The organism is Nonomuraea sp. 3-1Str (assembly GCF_031570565.1).
Lineage (GTDB): Bacteria > Actinomycetota > Actinomycetes > Streptosporangiales > Streptosporangiaceae > Nonomuraea.
Genome location: NZ_JALHBK010000021.1, coordinates 15342 through 31335 on the forward strand (window position 1 = coordinate 15342; position 15994 = coordinate 31335).

The following is a 15994-nucleotide window of genomic DNA, read 5'->3' on the forward strand; positions in this document are numbered from 1 at the left end:
CGGCGGGCGGTCAGGCCGTCCAGGCGGAGGTCGTGTCGAGGCGGTCCCGCCAGAGCTTCTCGCCGCCGCCTCCCGGCTCCCAGCGGGCCGTGAAGTCCAGCAGGTCGCGGCAGCGGGTCAGCATCGCCGCGTGCCGGTCGCCCCACGAGGGCACCTCCGGGCCGCCCTGCCGGCGGTACGCCTCGAAGAAGCGCGGCAGCAGCGGCACGTGCTCCGGATGGTGCGTGCGGACGATCCACTCGCACCACGACAGGTCCTCGACCGGGGGGCCCGGATGCGCCCACTCCCAGTCGAGGATCGCCACCGGCTCGAACGTCACCGGGTCGAACAGCATGTTCTGCGGGCCGTAGTCGCCGTGGACGATCCCCAGCCGGTGGATGCCGGCCAGCGCCCGCCCGCAGGCGGCCAGCACCTCGGCCGCCCGGCCGTCGTCCAGCAGATCCTGGCCGTGCTCACCGGGCACGAAACGGGTCGTCACGCTCGTCGGCGTGATCTTGTGGACGCGCGGCACCGGCAGACGGCCCCTCAGCCGGCGCAGGAACCTGCTCTCCGTGCGCAGCCGGACCTCCGCCTCGGGGCCCTCGTAACACTTCACGACGAGCGCGCCGTCGCCCACCGTGCTGTTGGTGTACCCGTGCCTCACAGAGACCGATTCTGGCCTACCGACACGCCGGGCGCACCGGGCGGCTCGGCTTGACTATGACGGCCCTGGGAGAAACGTTCCACAGAGTGAAAATGGTTTGCCGCGCGTCGAACCGTTTGTCAACCTTGACTGGCCATGCGCTCCCTTCCTGAAGCCGATCCCGGCATGCCCGACGTCCGCGGCCCGCTCCGCTACCTGTGGTGGAACGCGCGCCGCCAGTTGCCGTCCCTGCTGGGCGGCATCGGCTTCGCGACCGTCTGGTGGCTCGTGCAGGCCCTCGTGCCGGCCGTGCTCGGGAAGGGCGTCGACGCCGTCACCGCCAAGGACGCCCGGTCGCTGGTGCTCTGGTCGCTCGCCCTGCTGGGGCTCGGCCTGGTCCAGGCGTACACCGGGATCATGCGGCACCGGCTGGCCGTCTACAACTGGCTGGCCGCCGCGTACCGGACGGTCCAGGTGACCGCCCGCCAGGCCGCCCGGCTCGGCGCCACGCTGCCCAAGCGGGTCTCGACGGGCGAGGTCGTCAGCGTCGGCAACTCCGACATCGCGCACATCGGCAACTCGATGGACATCCTGCTGCGGGGCACCGGCTCGATCGTGGCGATCGTCACCGTGACCGTGATCCTCATCTCGACCTCGCTGCCGCTGGGGCTCATGGTGCTCGTCGGCGTGCCGATCATGGCCGTGGCCGTCGGGCCGCTGTTACGGCCGCTGCACAGCCGGCAGAAGGCCCAGCGCGACCTGTCCGGCGACCTGTCCACCAGGGCCGCCGACATCGTGGCCGGCCTGCGGGTGCTGCGCGGCATCGGCGGTGAGCGGGTGTTCGCCGAGCGCTACCGCGAGGAGTCGCAGCGCGTCCGCCACGCCGGGGTCGCCGTGTCCCGGGTCGAGTCGCTGCTGGAAGGCGCGCAGATCCTGCTGCCCGGCCTGCTCATCGCGGCCGTCACCGGCGTCGGCGCCTCGTTCGCGCTCGACGGGGAGATCTCCACCGGCCAGCTCGTCGCCTTCTACGGTTACGCGGTCTTCCTGATCGGCCCCATGCGCACGCTCACCGAGGCCGCGGACAAGCTCACCAAGGGCCACGTGGCCGCCCGCCGGGTGGTGCGGATCCTGTCGATGGAGCCGGAGGTGTCCGGCGGCACCGGGACCAGCGGGGGCGGCGTGCTGCGCGACACGTTCAGCGGCGTCACCCTCCAGCCGGGCACGTTCACCGCCGTGGCCGCTGCCGCGCCCGAGGACGCGATCGCCATCGCCGACCGGCTCGGCCGCTACACCGGCGGCGACGTCACCTTCGGCGAGGCCGAGCTGGCCGCCCTGCCGATCGACGAGGTCCGCTCCCGCATCCTGGTCGCCGACAACGGGGCCCGCCTGTTCACGGGCCGGCTCCGCGACGAGCTGGACGTCCGCGGCCACGCCTCCGACGACGACGTACGACGGGCGCTGCGGGCGGCCTGCGCCGAGGACATCGTGGAGGCGCTGCCCGACGGGCTGGAGGCGTCCGTGACCGAGGGCGGCCGGGAGTTCTCCGGCGGCCAGCAGCAGCGGCTGCGGCTGGCCCGCGCCCTGGTCGCCGACCCGGAGGTGCTCATCCTGGTCGAGCCGACCAGCGCCGTGGACGCCCACAGCGAGGCCCGCATCGCCGACCGGCTGACCCGGGCGCGCGCCGGCCGTACGACGCTGGTGTGCACCACCAGCCCGCTGGTGCTGGACCGCACCGACCACGTGATCTACGTCGAGGACGGCAGGGTGCTCGCCGAGGGCACCCACCGGGAGCTCCTGGAGTCCTCGCCCAGCTACGCCGCCACCGTGACCCGAGGGGAGGACTGACGATGGCCCGCGAGATCCTGCCGGTCGCCGACCAGGCGCGGGTGCGCGCCTACGCCCGGCGGCTGACACTGAGGTACCCGCGCCGGCTGGCCACCGCCCTCGCCCTGCACGGGCTGGCCGCCGTCGCCGGGCTGGCCGTGCCGTGGCAGCTCGGCCGGCTGGTCCAGGACGTCGAGAAGGGGGCCGGCGTCAACGTCGTGCTCGTCGCGGGCGGCATCGGCGCCTTCCTGCTGCTCCAGGGCGTGCTGGTCCGCTTCGCGGTGCTGGCCTCGGCCCGGCTCGGCGAGAAGGTCCTGGCCGAGCTGCGTGAGGAGTTCGTCGAGCGGGTGCTCGCCCTGCCCCTGTCCACGGTGGAGCGGGCCGGCTCGGGCGACCTGATCACGCGCACGTCCCGCGACGTCGACTCGCTGTCCCGGACCGTGCGGCACGCCGTGCCCGAGACGCTGATCGCGGTCGTCACGTTCGCGATCACCATGGGCGCGCTCATCCTGGTCGGACCGCTGCTCATGCTGCCGATGCTGGTGGCCGCGCCGCTGCTGTGGTTCGCCACCCGCTGGTACCTCGGGCGGGCCCGCGACGGCTACCTGCGCGAGAACGCCGCCTACGCCGACATGACCGAGGGCCTGGCCGAGACCGTCCAGGGCGCCAGGGCCGTCGAGGCGCTCGGCCTCCAGGGGCGCCGGCGGGAGCGGACCGACCGCGACATCGCCCGCTCCTTCGCGGCCGAGCGCTACACGCTGGGCCTGCGCACGGTCTGGTTCCCGGCCGTGGAGCTGGGCTACGTCGTTCCGGTCGTGTCCACGCTGCTCGTCGGCGGCCTGTTCTACATCGACGGCTGGGTCACGCTGGCCCAGGTCACCGCCGCCACCCTGTACGCCCAGCAGCTCATCGACCCGCTCGACCGGTTCCTCATGTGGATCGACGAGCTCCAGGTCGGCGGGGCGGCCATGGCCCGGCTGCTCGGCGTCGCGGAGGTGCGCGACGACCGCGCCCCCTCCGGCGCGCGGCCCTCCGGCGAGCTGATCGAGGCCGACGACGTCCGCTACGCCTACCGGCAGGGGCGCGACGTGCTGCACGGCGTGTCCCTCACCGTACGGCCCGGCGAGCGGCTGGCCATGGTGGGGCCGTCGGGCGCGGGCAAGTCCACGCTGGGCAGGCTGCTGGCCGGCATCCACGGCCCGCGCGAGGGCACCATGTCGGTGGGCGGCGTCCCGCTGGTGGAGCTGCCGCTGGACGACCTGCGCGGGCACGTCGCGCTGGTCACCCAGGAGCACCACGTGTTCAAGGGCACGATCCGCGACAACCTGCTCATCGCCCGGCCGGAGGCCGACGACGAGGCCGTGCGCGACGCGCTCGCGGCCGTGGAGGCGCTGGACTGGCTCCTGGCCCTGCCGGACGGCCTGGACACGGTCGTGGGCTCCGGCGGGGCGGCCGTCTCGCCGGCGCACGCGCAGCAGCTCGCGCTGGCCCGGCTCGTGCTGGCCGACCCGCACACGCTGGTCCTCGACGAGGCCACCTCGCTGATCGACCCGCGCGCCGCCCGGCACCTGGAGCGCTCGCTCGCGGCGGTGCTGGACGGGCGCACGGTCATCGCGATCGCGCACCGCCTCTACACGGCGCACGACGCGGACCGGGTCGCGGTGGTGGAGGACGGGCGGATCACCGAGCTGGGCCCGCACGAGGAGCTGGTGGCGGCGGGCGGCTCGTACGCGGCGCTGTGGAGCAGCTGGCACGGCGCCCCGGCCCGCACGAGCGGCTGAGGGCCGGGCCCGCGCCCCGGCCCGGACGCGCGGCTGAGGCCCGCCTCAGTCCATGGGCCGGAGGCGGAGGTCGTGCGTCGGCGCGTCGGCGGCGGCGAAGCGGAGCAGGCGCTCGCCCTCCCCGGCGACGGCGGCCTCCTCCGCACCCGTCACAGGCGTGAAGAGGCGGACTTCCAGCGTCGCCGTCCCCTTCGCCCGCCGGATCTCCCACAGCCCGCGCACGAACCCGTCCACCAGCAGCGCCGGGTACACCCCGATGTGCCGGCGGCCCTCATCGGTCATCAGCCGCCGCCGGTCGGCGTGGCCCAGCACCACGTTGTCGAGCGCGGCCAGGAACCGGACCGGGGCGGGGGTGTCCGGGTCGGGCCGGGGCGCCTCCGGCAGGTCGAGCAGCTCGGCGCCCTCCTCGTCCCGGAACACCGCCAGCCGGGGCCGCAGCTCGTCGGCGACCGCCCGCAGCCGGGTCAGCCCGCTCCACGCCTGCGCGTCCTTGACCGTGGCCGGGCCGAAGGCCGCGAGGTAGCGCAGCAGCAGCTCGCGCGCCCTGTCCACAGCCCCGCCAGCGGCCCCGTCCGCGGCCCCGTCGGGGGTCGCGTGCGCGGTCGTGGCCGGCGGGGCGCCGAGCCAGTCGTCCGCCAGCGTGAACGGCGTCGGCCCGCGCCGCCCCCAGGTCCCGTCGGGCGGCGGGTGCACGACCGGCAGCAGCCCCTGCACCGAGCGGGCCAGCGCGACGGGATCCGCCCCCGGCCACCGCTCGGCCAGCGCCCTGCCCAGCTCCGGCCGGGTCAGAACGCCGCCGGAGAGCAGCCCCCGCGCGGTCGCGGCCAGCTCGGCGGGGTCCACGCCCGGCGTCGCCCGGCCGAATGCGCCCCTGCGCCACCGCTCCAGCATCGGTTCCAGCAGCGGACGCAGCCACCGGTAGTCGGCCGCGCTCACGAGGTGCTGGGTGCCCCGGTACAGGGTCGCCCGCACGACCCGGCGCTCGTACAGCAGCGTCGTCAGGTCGTCGTGCCGGAAGCCCGTGACACGACTCCACAGGCCGACGTACGGCGGGTCGGGGTCCTGGGCCTGGAGGCCGGCCAGCCGCTCGACCACCTCCAGCGCCGGCGCGCCGGTACGCGCCAGCAGGAGCTGGCGCTCCAGCGTGGCCCGGTTGAGGGCCCGCCGTGACAGGACGTCCATCGATCTCCTCATTCGTCCTCGCGTGGCCGGTCCGACGGCCATGCCGCGCGCTGGAGGCGCCCCGTGAGGGTGCGCAGGCGCTCCAGCAGCTCCGGAGGCTCCCGCACGTCGAACTCGAACCCGAACGTGGCCACCCACACCGCCAGGTGGTCGAGGCTGTCGGAGCCGATCCGCAGCACACACGTGCGCTCGTCGATCGGCTCCACCACGCCGAGCGTGACCGGCACCTCGCCGGCCACCTCCACCGCCGGTGCGCACATGGTCACGACCGCCTGGTAGCGGTGCGGCCGGGTGGCCGTGGACAGGGTGAGGTAGCGCGCCACGTCCTCGTCGGGCAGCGGGCGCGGCACGAAGCGAGGGCCGTTCGGCACCCGAAGGGACATGCGGTCCACCCGGTACGTGCGCCAGTCGTACCGAGTCGTGTCCCAGCCGAGCAGGTACCATCGCCGGCCGCCGCTGACCAGCCGGTACGGCTCGGCGTCGCGCACGCTCTCCTCGCCCTCGCGCGCGACGTACCCGAACCGCAGCCGCTCCCGGTCGCGCACCGCCGCGGCGATGGCGGTCAGCGTCGCGGGGTCCACCGTGGGACCGGCGGCCGGCATGGTCACCATCGCGGCGCCGAGCGTCCCCACCTGGTGGCGCAGCCGCGAGGGGAGGACCTGGTCCAGCTTGGCCAGGGCGCGCACGGACGTCTCGGCGATGCCGGTGACCGCGCCGCCCGCGGCCGTGCCCAGCGCCACCGCCACGGCCACCGCCTCCTCGTCGTCGAGCAACAGCGGTGGCAGGGCGCCGCCGCTGCCCATCTGGTAGCCGCCGCCCACCCCGCCCACCGCGTCGATGGGGTAGCCGAGCCGGCGCAGCTTGCCGACGTCACGCCGCAGCGTCCGTGGACTCACCCCGAGCCGCCCGGCCAGCTCCGCCCCCGGCCAGTAGGCGCGTCCCTGCAGCAGGCCCAGCAGGCGGAGCAGCCGGGCTGAGGTCTCCAGCACACGACGACTCTGCCATTGATCGCGGCCGGTACCTGACCGCGATCAACGCCGGGTCTCGGGGCGGCCGGCATCGGTCGCGAGCCCGATCGGCGTCCGGCTCAGGTCAGGGCGCGGAAGAACGCCCGGACGTCCTCGGCGAACACCCCCGGCTCCTCCATGGCGAGGAAGTGGCCGCCGGTGTCCTGCTGCGACCAGCGCACGATCGCGTGGTCGCGCTCGGCGTACGGCCGGATGCCGTACTCGTTCGTCCCCGCCAGCAGCACGCCCGTGGGGACGGTGCCGCGCGGCCGGGGCTCCCAGCCCGCCGGGTCGTTGACCTGCTCGTAGTAGATCTGCGCCGCCGAGCCGGCCGTGCCCGTCAGCCAGTAGAGGGTGACGTTGGTGAGGAACAGGTCGCGGTCCACCGGGCCGCCCGCCCAGCGATGGAACATCTCCGCGATCCAGGCGAGCTGCGCGGCCGGGGAGTCGGTCAGGCCGTACGCGAGGGTCTGCGGCGAGCGCGCCTGGATCGCGACGTACCCGGCGGTCGCCTCGTCCAGCGCGGCGGCCCGCTCGCGCTCCACGTCCGTCAGCCGGGCGTCCTCCTCCTCGTCGCCCGCCGGGAACGACAGGATGCCGGTGAGGTGGACGCCGGTGACCCGTCCGGGGGCCAGGCGGCCCATCTCCGGGGCGACGAACGCGCCGGTGTCCCCGCCGTGCACGCCGTACCGGTCGTAGCCGAGGATCTCCATCAGCCGCGTGAACGCCCCGGCGACGCGGCCGGCGGTCCAGCCCGGCTCGGCGAGCGGCGACGAGAACGCGAACCCGGGGATCGAGGGGATCACCAGGTGGAAGTCCTTGCGCAACGGCTCGACCACCTCCAGGAACTCCACGAAGGACATCGGCCAGCCGTGGAGCAGCACGAGCGGCAGCGCGCCGGGATCGTCCGAGCGGATGTGGGCGAAGTGCACGCTCTGGCCGTCGAGGACGGTCGTGAACTGCGGCAGCGCGTTGAGCCGCCGCTCCTGGGCGCGCCAGTCGAACTCCGACCGCCAGTAGGCGGCCAGTTCCTTCGCGTGCTCCACGGGAGTGCCGCGGGTCCAGCCGGTGCCGGGCAGGCCGGCGGGCCAACGGGTGGCGTCCAGCCGGCGCCGGAGCTCGTCGAGCTCGGCCTCGGGGACGTCGATGTGAAAGGGGACGGGCGCGGGCACGCTCGCGTGAGAAGAGGTCGGTGAAGACATGGCCGCGACCCTAGGAAGGATCGCGGCCACCTTCTGTCCTCCGGTGCCGGGACCGGTGTCAGTCGCCCAGCGCGCGCTTCAGGAAGTCGACCTGGAGCAGCAGCAGGTTCTCCGCGACGACCTCCTGCGGCGTCATGTGGGTGACGCCCGACAACGGCAGCACGGTGTGCTGGCGGCCCGCCGCGAGCAGCGCGGACGACAGGCGCAGCGTGTGGGCGGCCACCACGTTGTCGTCGGCCAGGCCGTGCACGAGCAGCAGGGGCCGCTCCAGCTTGGCCGCGTCGCCGAACAGCGAGGAGTTGTCGTACACGTCCGGCTGCTCGTCCGGGTGGCCCAGGTAGCGCTCGGTGTAGCAGGTGTCGTACAGCCGCCAGTCGGTCACCGGCGCCCCCGCGACGGCCGCGTGGAACACGTCCGGCCGGCGCAGCACCGCCAGCGCCGCCAGGTAGCCGCCGAACGACCAGCCGCGGATCGCCACCCGCCCGAGGTCGAGGTCGTCGGGGTACTGTTGGGCCACGCCGTGCAGCGCGTCGATCTGGTCCTCCAGGGCCGGGGTCGCCAGGTCGTCGAGCACCTCGCGCTCGAACGCCGGCCCCCTGCCGGGCGTGCCGCGGCCGTCGGCCACGATGACCGCGAACCCCTGCTCGGCGAACCACTGGCTCTCCAGGTAGCCGCCCCGCCGGTTGAGCACGCGCTGGGCGTGCGGCCCGCCGTACGGGTCCATGAGGACGGGCAGCCGACCCGAGCCCGGCTCGTGCCAGGAGGGCAGCACCACGGCTGTGGCCAGCTCGCGGCGGCCGGAACGGCCGAGCGATACCCGCAGGTCCAGGCCGGGTCGCTCGGCCACGGACGGGATCGGGATGGCCATGCCGTCGCGGCGCACGACCGTCGTGGACACGCCCTCCGCGTCGAGGCTCTGCTCGGTGAGCACGCCGACGCCGCCGGCCATCCGTCCCGAGAACACCCCGGAACGGGTCGAGACCGGAAGCAGCGAGTGGCCGTCCCACGTCCAGAGCTGGATCTCGGTCGGGTCGCCGCTGGCGCTGAACAGCACGCTGTCGTGGTCGACGTCGAGCACGGCCCGCACCTGCAGCGTGGGCGGCGTGACCGCGCGGTCGCCGACGAACAGGCGGTGGCCGCCGTCGGCGGATGCCACCCACACCAGCGAGCCGTCGTCCAGATGGGCCGGCACGCCGTTGACGATGTCCACCCAGGCGGGGTCCGTGTCCTCGCGCACCAGCGTCGAGGCGCCCGTCGCCGGATCCACCTCGAACAGCCGCAGCGCCTTCTGGTGGCGCGGCATCGTCACGATCGACAGCGCGTGGGAGTCCCAGGCGGCCGTGGTCAGGTACTCGTCCTCGAACGGCACCGCCACCCGCGAGCCGTCGAGCCCGAGCACGAACAGCTCGGTGACCGCGTTGGGCGTGCCGGCGGCCGGGTAGCGCTGGGCCGTCGGAGTCCGGTCGGGGTTGGCCGGGTCGGCGATGTACCAGGTGTGGACCGGGGCCTCGTCGGCCCGCTCCACCAGGAGCGCGTCGCCGCCGGGCGACCACCAGTGGCCGCGCATCCGGTCCATCTCCTCGGCCGCGATGAACTCCGCCAGCCCGTAGGTCACGGTGGGGGACTCCGGCGTCGCCAGCGCGCGGTCCTCGCCCGAGGCGAGGTCCTGGACGCGCAGGGCGCCCTCGGACACGTACGCGACATGCCGGCCGTCCGGGGACAGGCGCGGGTCGATCACCGCGCCCGGCGCGTCCAGGCGGCGCGACCGGCCGCTCGCCAGCTCCGTCACGTACAGGCCGCCCGCCAGGGCGAACACGGCGGCCGTCACCGCGGCGTCGGTGCTGTAGGCGACCACGCCGCCCGCCTGCTCACGGCTGCGCTCGCGCCGGGCGCGCTCCTCGGGCGGCAGGTCGCCCTCGTCGGCGTCGAGGGCCCGCGGGTCGACGACCAGCCGCTCGACGTGGGTCTCGGTGTCGAGCTCCCACAGGCAGGTGACCGGGTCGGTGCCGGCCTTCGTCCGCAGGAACACCACCCTGGAGCCGTCGGGGGAGATCGTGAAGCCCCTGGGCACCCCGAGGGTGAACCGGCGGGTCCTGGCCGACAGACGCGGGAAGCTCTCACTCATGGGCCCAATCCTGCCAGGAGGCGGCCGTTGGTTACGCTCTGACTCATGACCGATCGACGGCTGCTGCTCGTTCACGCTCACCCCGACGACGAGTCGATCGGCACCGGCGCCACCATGGCCCGCTACGTGGCCGAGGGCGTCCACGTCACGCTCGTGACCTGCACGCTCGGCGAGGAGGGCGAGGTCATCCCCGGCCACCTCGCGCACCTGGCCGCCGACCGCGACGACGCGCTCGGGCCGCACCGGATCGGCGAGCTGGCCGCGGCGTGCGCGGCGCTGGGGGTGCACGACCACCGCTTCCTCGGCGGTCCGGGACGCTGGCGCGACTCGGGGATGATGGGCGTCGCCTCGAACGACCGTCCCACCGCGTTCTGGCAGGCCGACCTGGACGAGGCCGCCGGGGAGCTGGTCAAGGTCATCCGCGAGGTGCGGCCCCAGGTGCTCGTGACGTACGACGCCAACGGCTTCTACGGGCACCCCGACCACATCCAGGCGCACCGGGTGTCGTGGCGGGCGTTCGCGCTGGCCGCGGACGCGGGGTTCGGGGAGGGCGAGCCGTGGCAGATCGCCAAGCTGTACCACACGGCCGCGGCCAGGTCCGTGATGCGGCGCACGGCCGAGGCGCTGCGCGAGACGCGCTCGGGCTTCATCGCCGAGGACGTGGACGACGTGCCGTTCGGCAGCCCCGACGAGGCGATCACCACGGAGATCGACGCGCGGCCGTGGGTGGGGGCCAAGCTGGCGGCCCTGCGGGCCCACGAGACGCAGGTCACGGTGCGGGAGCCGTGGTTCGCGCTGTCGAACGGGATCGGGCAGGAGGCGCTCGGGGTCGAGCACTTCGTGCTGGCCATCGGGGTGCCGGGGCCCGCGCTGCCGGGCGCCCCGGCCGAGGCGGGCGGCCTCGGGGAGCCCCACAACCGCGAGAACGACCTGTTCGCCGGGATCCACTAACCTCATCACCCATGGAGGAAGGCGGCTTCGACACGGAGCGACGCGGCCAGGGCGAGTCGGCGCTGGGAGGCGCGGCCTACGGCATGCTGTTCGTGCTGGGGGTGGTCATGGGCGTCGTCGGCGGGTTCACGCAGGCCGCCTGGCACGCCGGCCCCGTCCCGGTCGCGGCGATCGGCTGGCTGCTGGTGCTGTTCGCCGTGTGCCTGGGGGCGGGCAGGATGCTGCGGTCCCGGGCCGGTGCGGCGGTGACGGCCGCGGGCTGGCTGCTGGTGTCGATGCCGTTCTCGTTCCCGCTCTCCCAGGGCGATCTGGTCATCTCGGGGGGCGCCGCCGGCTATGTCTACCTGTACGGGGGCATGGTCGCGGTGGTGGCCGCCTTCCTGCTGTCGCCGGCGTCGTCGCGCGGCTCGTGGCTGCTGCGCGGACAGGTGCCGCGTAACCCGACGTAAAGTACATCCGTGCACCATGATTCCCTCAAGCGGCACGTGGACCGGCAGACGTACCGGAAGGTCGTCGGGAGGTTCGCCACCGGAGTCGCGGTCGTCACGACCCGCGTCGGCGAGGTGGATCACGCGATGACCGTCAACTCGTTCACATCCGTGTCGCTGGATCCCCTGCTGGTGCTCTTCTGCGCCGAGAAGGTGGCCCGCTTCCACGCGGCGGTGCTGGAGGCGGGGGTGTGGGGGGCGTCGGTGCTCCCGGCGTCCATGGAGGACGCCTCACGCTTCTTCGCCCACCGCGGCCGTGCGCTCGACGGCCAGCTCGCCCGCTGGCCGCACCACCGGTCGCCGGCGGGGGTGGCGCTGTTCGACGGGGCGATCGCGACGCTGGAGGCGACGACGTCGGCGGTCCATCCGGGCGGCGACCACTCGATCATCGTCGGCACCGTGACCCATCTCGGCAGCCCTTCCGACGGCGCCCCCCTTCTGTACCACGACGGCCGGTACAGCTCTTTCTCCTGACGTCTCTTTCCTTCTCCCTACGGCAGAGCTCCTACAGCCCAGCTTTTACGGCAGAGCACGGGAGGGCCCGGTCGCCGCACGTGGCGGGCGTCCGTCCAGGGGCACGCTCCTCCGGCGTGCGGGGCCGGGCGCCGCTACGCGCGCGACGTGAGCCGCCACCGTGGCGGTCCTTGGCCGGGGGATGTCTCTCGGGACACCCCGAACCCACCCCGGAGTAGCCGGTGCCGGTATCAAGGGCCGGGTCCTCCGGGGTGGTGGTCATGGGGAAGGGTTCACCGCGGCGGCGCCTGGGTGGGCGGGGCGGTCGTCGTGGCCGCCTGTGGTGTGGTTTCCGGGGTGGGCGACACGGACGGAGGCTCCGCGGGGGGCTCCGTGGCCGGTGGGCAGGCGGGGACGGGCTCCGCCGGGACCGGGCCCGTGTCGGTGGGTGTGAGCGTTTCGGCCGGTGGCGTGTCGGCCGGTGGCGTGGCGGCCGTGTCCGTCGGCGTCGGGGTCTCGGGGACCGGCGTGGCCGAGGGCGGCGTGATCGACGGCGTCGTGGACGTGGATACGCCCTCCGACGGCACCTCCGGCACGGGGGTCTCCGTGGACGGCCGGCACGTGAACGTCACCGTGGCCGTCACCGTCTCGGCGGGCGCGGTCTCGGTGACCGTCTCGGCCGGGGCCGTGACGGTCGTCGTGACCTGCTCGGTGGCGGTCTCCGTCGCCGTGATCGTGACGGTGCCGGCGGGCTCCGGGGTGGTGGTGACCGTCACCGTCTCCGCGGGGGCCGCCGTGGGAGTGGCCGTCACGGTCCGCGTGGGCCACGGCAGGGCTTTGGCCTTCACCTTCGGCTTGCCCCGTACCTTGTACGTGCCCTTGCCGAGCTTCTTGGTGACCTGCCCGGCGCCGGTGGTCACGGGCAGCTCGGTGGTGGCCGTCCTGCAGGACTTGCCTCTGCACACCTTCTGCCTGACGGTGAAGCGGGCCGCGCCGTCGTACGTGATGGAGACGTTCAGATGGGAAACGCCGTCCTTCTTGACGACCTTCGTCTTCGCGGTGTACGTCCCGACTGTGGGCGTCGAGGACGACGAGGGAGTGGGCGTGGCGGTGGACGCCACCACCACGCGGAGAGGGGGGTCGGATAAGCCCAGGGGATCGGTCGCTGAAGTCTGCGTGATGGCGATGCCGCCGGCGCCGGCCAAGGCCAGCGCACCGAGCAGCGCGCCCAGGGTCGTCAATCTCATGATCCTGCTCTCAGGGGAGATTTCAGGACTCAGATCATTATTCCGACTTGTCAAGATTGGTCAAGACTGAGACGTATGAACGGGCGCTATCGGTTCCGGCGGGTGGCGAACTATGTCAATCTCTCCACTCCGCTCGGTCTGCTCATCTCCGTCATCGGCGGAGCCTCCAGGCAGCCCGGACCCAACGGGCTCATCCTCGCCCACGGCTACCGCTACCGCTTCCCCATCGCGGGCGCGTTCACCGTGGGCAACGTCGTCCTCACCCGGAGGCCCGAGCTCGACGAGCGGCTCGTCCTGCACGAGGGGCGGCACGCCACCCAGTGGGCCTGGTGCGCGGGACTGCCCATGCTGCCGCTGTACGTGGTCTCCATGCTGGTCTCGGTGGTCGTGTGCGGGCATCAGGCGTCGTACAACGTGTTCGAGCGCCTGGCGGGGCTCGACGACGGCGGCTACCCGCACGCGCCCCCACGCTGGCGCAGACGCCCGCCCATGCCCTGAACGCGAGCACCACCGCACCCGCGGGCGCGCAGGTGAGAAGCGGCTCACGTGACTGATCCGTCACCCAGGGCAGGGGCGGATCATGACGAGTTCCCCCGTTCCTCCGCGAAAGTGGCCGGACAGCTTCAAGGACCGGCTCACCGCCCCCCTCCCCGAATACCGGGAGCTGCTGAGCGTCACCTGGAACGGAGGTCTGCGCCCCGATGTCGGCGACGCCGACCTCATCCCGGTGCGCCGCGAGGGCGGCCTGCCCCGCCCGGCCGACGGCGAGACCATGGTGACGTGGGTGGGTCACTCGACGTTCGTGGTGCAGGTCGAGGGCTTGACGATCCTGACGGACCCGGTGTGGTCGCGCAAGATCCCCGGCGTGCGGGGACGCCTCACGCCTCCGGGGGTGGCCTGGAGCGACCTGCCGAAGATCGACGCCGTCGTGATCAGTCACAACCACTACGACCATCTGGACGCCCCCACGGTGCGCAGGCTGCCGAGGAACACGCCGATGTTCGTCCCCGCCCGGCTGAAGCCCTGGTTCGACCGGCGCGGTTTCACCGACGTGACCGAGCTGGACTGGTGGGAGTCCGCCACCGTCGGCGGCGTCACGCTCGACTTCGTCCCGGCCCACCACTGGAGCCGGCGCGGCGTCTTCGACACCTGCCGGACGCTGTGGGGCGGGTGGGTGATCGGCGGCTCCGTCTACTTCGCCGGCGACACCGGGTACGGCGAGCGGCTGGCGCAGATCGGCGAGCGCCACCCGGGACTCGACCTGGCCCTCATGCCGGTGGGCGGGTACGACCCGCACTGGTTCGCCAAGGCCGCCCACGTCGACCCGGCGGAGGCCGTGCGCGGCTGCCTGGACGTGGGGGCCCGGCGGATGGCCACCATGCACTGGGGGACGTTCGTCCTGTCGAGTGAGCCGCTGCTGGCGCCGATCGAGCGGGCGCGTCAGGAGTGGGAGGCTCACGGCCTGGCCCGCGACGACCTGTGGGACCTCGCGGTAGGCGAATCCCGCACCTTCACCCCGGCCGGGGGCAAGCAGCCCGTGCCGGTGTCGGAGGTCGACGGAGACCGGCCGTCGGAGGTCGGCGGGGAGCGGGTCGAGCTACGCGTGTGACCGGGCCGGCCGGGACGCCTCCCGGGCGGGGCGGGGCTGGGGCTCGGGGGCGGGACCGGCCGCGGCGGGAGTGGCCGCGGCGGTGGCTTCCCGGCGTTCGGGCAGGTGGATGAGGCGCCAGGCGATCAGGGCTGCGGCGATGTAGGCGGCGCCGACCAGGAGGAACGACAGAGCCGCTCCGGCGGTCCAGCCGGGGGTGACGGCCAGCACGGCGCCGATGGAGGCGATGCCGAGCAGGGAGCCGATCTGCCTGTTGGCGTTGAGGACCGAACCGGCGGTGTTGGCGTGGCGGGTGCCCGCCGCGTTCACCGTGGCCGCCGTCAAGGCGGGGGCGATGAAGCCGCCCGCGACGCCGGTCAGGCCGAGGGCGACGGCCAGTGCCCAGTACGCGGTGGAGGGCGACAGCGCGACCAGGGCCAGCGAGGCCGCTCCCGCGACCAGGAAGGAGCCGGCCAGCAGCGGACCGGCCGCGATGCGCCCGGAGACGCGGGCGAAGACGATGTTGCTGACCGGAATGAAGATCGTCAGAGGCAGGAGCTCCAGCCCGGCCTGGAGCGGGGTCGCGCCGCGGGCGTGCTGGACGTACAGGCCGAGCATGAACAGTGACCCGTAGAAGGCGGCGTTGAACAGGAAGCCCACGGCGTTGGCGCCGGCGAAGCGGGCGCCGCGGAACAGCGCCCAGGGCATCACCTGGTTGTCGGTGCGGCGCTCGCGGCCGATGAGCACGACGGCGGCGATCGCGGCGGCGGCGACGGCGCCGATCACCGGGGCCGCGTCCCAGCCGAGCTGCGGCCCCTCGATCAGCGCGAAGCTGATGCCCGCCAGCCCGACGACGACGGCGGCGTGCCCGGGAGCCGCCAGCGGCCGGGCGTCGCCCTCCGTCCGGGCGATGTACCGGCGGGTCAGGAGCATGCCCGCGATGCCGATCGGCAGGTTGATCAGGAAGATGCTCGGCCAGCCGAACGCACCGACCATGATGCCGCCGACCGTCGGGCCCAGCGCCATGGACGAGGAGACGATCGCCGACCAGACGCCCAGCACCTTGGTGCGTTCGCGCGCGTCCGGGAAGGCCCGCACCAGGAGCGCGAGGGAGCTCGGCATGAACAGCGCCGCCCCGGCCCCCTGCAGGAGCCGCGCCGCGATCAGCACCTCGATGCCCGGTGCCGCCGCGGAGGCCAGCGACGCGACCCCGAAGATCCCCATGCCCCACAGGTAGACCCGTCTCGCGCCCACCCGGTTCGCCAGGCCGCCGGCCAGCATCAGCAGGGCGGCGAAGGTGAGGACGTAGCCGTCCACGGCCCAGGTGAGCTGGGAGAGGGAGGCGTGCAGGCGTTCCTGGATCGTGGGCCCGGCGACCTGCATGACGGTGGTGTCCAGGCTGGCCATGACGAACCCGGCGGCCAGCGCGGTGATCTTCATCGGGCCTGACGGAATCCTGGGCATGATCGACCTCGCGTTCCCGAAGCTAAATGGACACTTTCTGTCCAGATCCGGACGCTAGTA

Annotated in this window: 14 protein-coding genes; 7 read left to right on the plus strand and 7 right to left on the minus strand. The window is 73.8% G+C overall.

What is annotated here, in order from left to right:
* Positions 1–10: 10 nt before the first annotated feature.
* Complete coding sequence (locus MTP10_RS28415) at positions 11–643, minus strand: phosphotransferase (protein ID WP_310712840.1); 633 nt, start codon at positions 641–643, stop codon at positions 11–13.
* A gap of 135 nt (positions 644–778) precedes the next feature.
* Between MTP10_RS28415 and MTP10_RS28420 the strand changes: the two genes are divergently transcribed.
* The gene (locus MTP10_RS28420; RefSeq protein WP_310712842.1) at positions 779–2467 is read left to right on the plus strand and encodes an ABC transporter ATP-binding protein; all 1689 of its coding nucleotides are present in this window, start codon (positions 779–781) and stop codon (positions 2465–2467) included.
* A gap of 2 nt (positions 2468–2469) precedes the next feature.
* On the plus strand, positions 2470–4227 hold the full coding sequence (locus MTP10_RS28425) for an ABC transporter ATP-binding protein (protein WP_310712843.1): 1758 nt from the start codon (positions 2470–2472) through the stop codon (positions 4225–4227).
* A gap of 45 nt (positions 4228–4272) precedes the next feature.
* On the opposite strand, the gene MTP10_RS28430 is transcribed toward MTP10_RS28425, so the two are convergent.
* The 4 genes from MTP10_RS28430 to MTP10_RS28445 all read right to left on the minus strand — a co-directional run bounded on the left by MTP10_RS28430 (position 4273) and on the right by MTP10_RS28445 (position 9743).
* Positions 4273–5409, minus strand: a complete 1137-nt coding sequence (locus MTP10_RS28430) for a winged helix DNA-binding domain-containing protein (RefSeq protein WP_310712845.1) — start codon at positions 5407–5409, stop codon at positions 4273–4275.
* An 8-nt stretch (positions 5410–5417) separates the two neighbouring features.
* Positions 5418–6398: a WYL domain-containing protein gene (locus MTP10_RS28435; RefSeq protein WP_310712847.1), complete on the minus strand. Its 981-nt coding sequence runs from the start codon at positions 6396–6398 to the stop codon at positions 5418–5420.
* Between the two features lie 98 nt (positions 6399–6496).
* On the minus strand, positions 6497–7618 hold the full coding sequence (locus MTP10_RS28440; protein WP_310712850.1) for an epoxide hydrolase: 1122 nt from the start codon (positions 7616–7618) through the stop codon (positions 6497–6499).
* Positions 7619–7676: 58 nt separating this feature from the next.
* The gene (locus MTP10_RS28445; RefSeq protein WP_310712852.1) at positions 7677–9743 is read right to left on the minus strand and encodes a prolyl oligopeptidase family serine peptidase; all 2067 of its coding nucleotides are present in this window, start codon (positions 9741–9743) and stop codon (positions 7677–7679) included.
* Positions 9744–9788: 45 nt separating this feature from the next.
* Here MTP10_RS28445 and mshB point away from each other — a divergent pair, with 45 nt between their 5' ends.
* Genes mshB through MTP10_RS28460 form a run of 3 tightly spaced genes read left to right on the plus strand, consistent with a single transcriptional unit; the run spans position 9789 to position 11656 of the window.
* Positions 9789–10694, plus strand: coding sequence for an N-acetyl-1-D-myo-inositol-2-amino-2-deoxy-alpha-D-glucopyranoside deacetylase (gene mshB / locus MTP10_RS28450; RefSeq protein WP_310712854.1), 906 nt, complete (start codon positions 9789–9791; stop codon positions 10692–10694).
* An 11-nt stretch (positions 10695–10705) separates the two neighbouring features.
* A complete protein-coding gene (locus MTP10_RS28455; RefSeq protein WP_310712856.1) occupies positions 10706–11143 on the plus strand; it encodes a DUF6113 family protein in 438 nt (145 codons plus the stop codon).
* A 9-nt stretch (positions 11144–11152) separates the two neighbouring features.
* Complete coding sequence (locus tag MTP10_RS28460; RefSeq protein WP_310712858.1) at positions 11153–11656, plus strand: flavin reductase family protein; 504 nt, start codon at positions 11153–11155, stop codon at positions 11654–11656.
* 272 nt (positions 11657–11928) lie between these two features.
* Here MTP10_RS28460 and MTP10_RS28465 read toward each other — a convergent pair whose 3' ends face one another.
* The gene (locus MTP10_RS28465; RefSeq protein ID WP_310712859.1) at positions 11929–12882 is read right to left on the minus strand and encodes a hypothetical protein; all 954 of its coding nucleotides are present in this window, start codon (positions 12880–12882) and stop codon (positions 11929–11931) included.
* 75 nt (positions 12883–12957) lie between these two features.
* On the opposite strand from MTP10_RS28465, the gene MTP10_RS28470 reads away from it, so the two are divergent.
* Both MTP10_RS28470 and MTP10_RS28475 read left to right on the plus strand, forming a co-directional pair.
* Positions 12958–13380 (plus strand): hypothetical protein, encoded by a 423-nt coding sequence (locus MTP10_RS28470; RefSeq protein WP_310712861.1) that lies wholly within the window; start codon positions 12958–12960, stop codon positions 13378–13380.
* Between the two features lie 82 nt (positions 13381–13462).
* Complete coding sequence (locus MTP10_RS28475) at positions 13463–14491, plus strand: MBL fold metallo-hydrolase (protein WP_310712863.1); 1029 nt, start codon at positions 13463–13465, stop codon at positions 14489–14491.
* On the opposite strand, the gene MTP10_RS28480 is transcribed toward MTP10_RS28475, so the two are convergent.
* The gene (locus tag MTP10_RS28480) at positions 14480–15910 is read right to left on the minus strand and encodes an MFS transporter (protein ID WP_310712865.1); all 1431 of its coding nucleotides are present in this window, start codon (positions 15908–15910) and stop codon (positions 14480–14482) included. The genes MTP10_RS28475 and MTP10_RS28480 overlap by 12 nt on opposite strands.
* Positions 15911–15994: the final 84 nt, after the last annotated feature.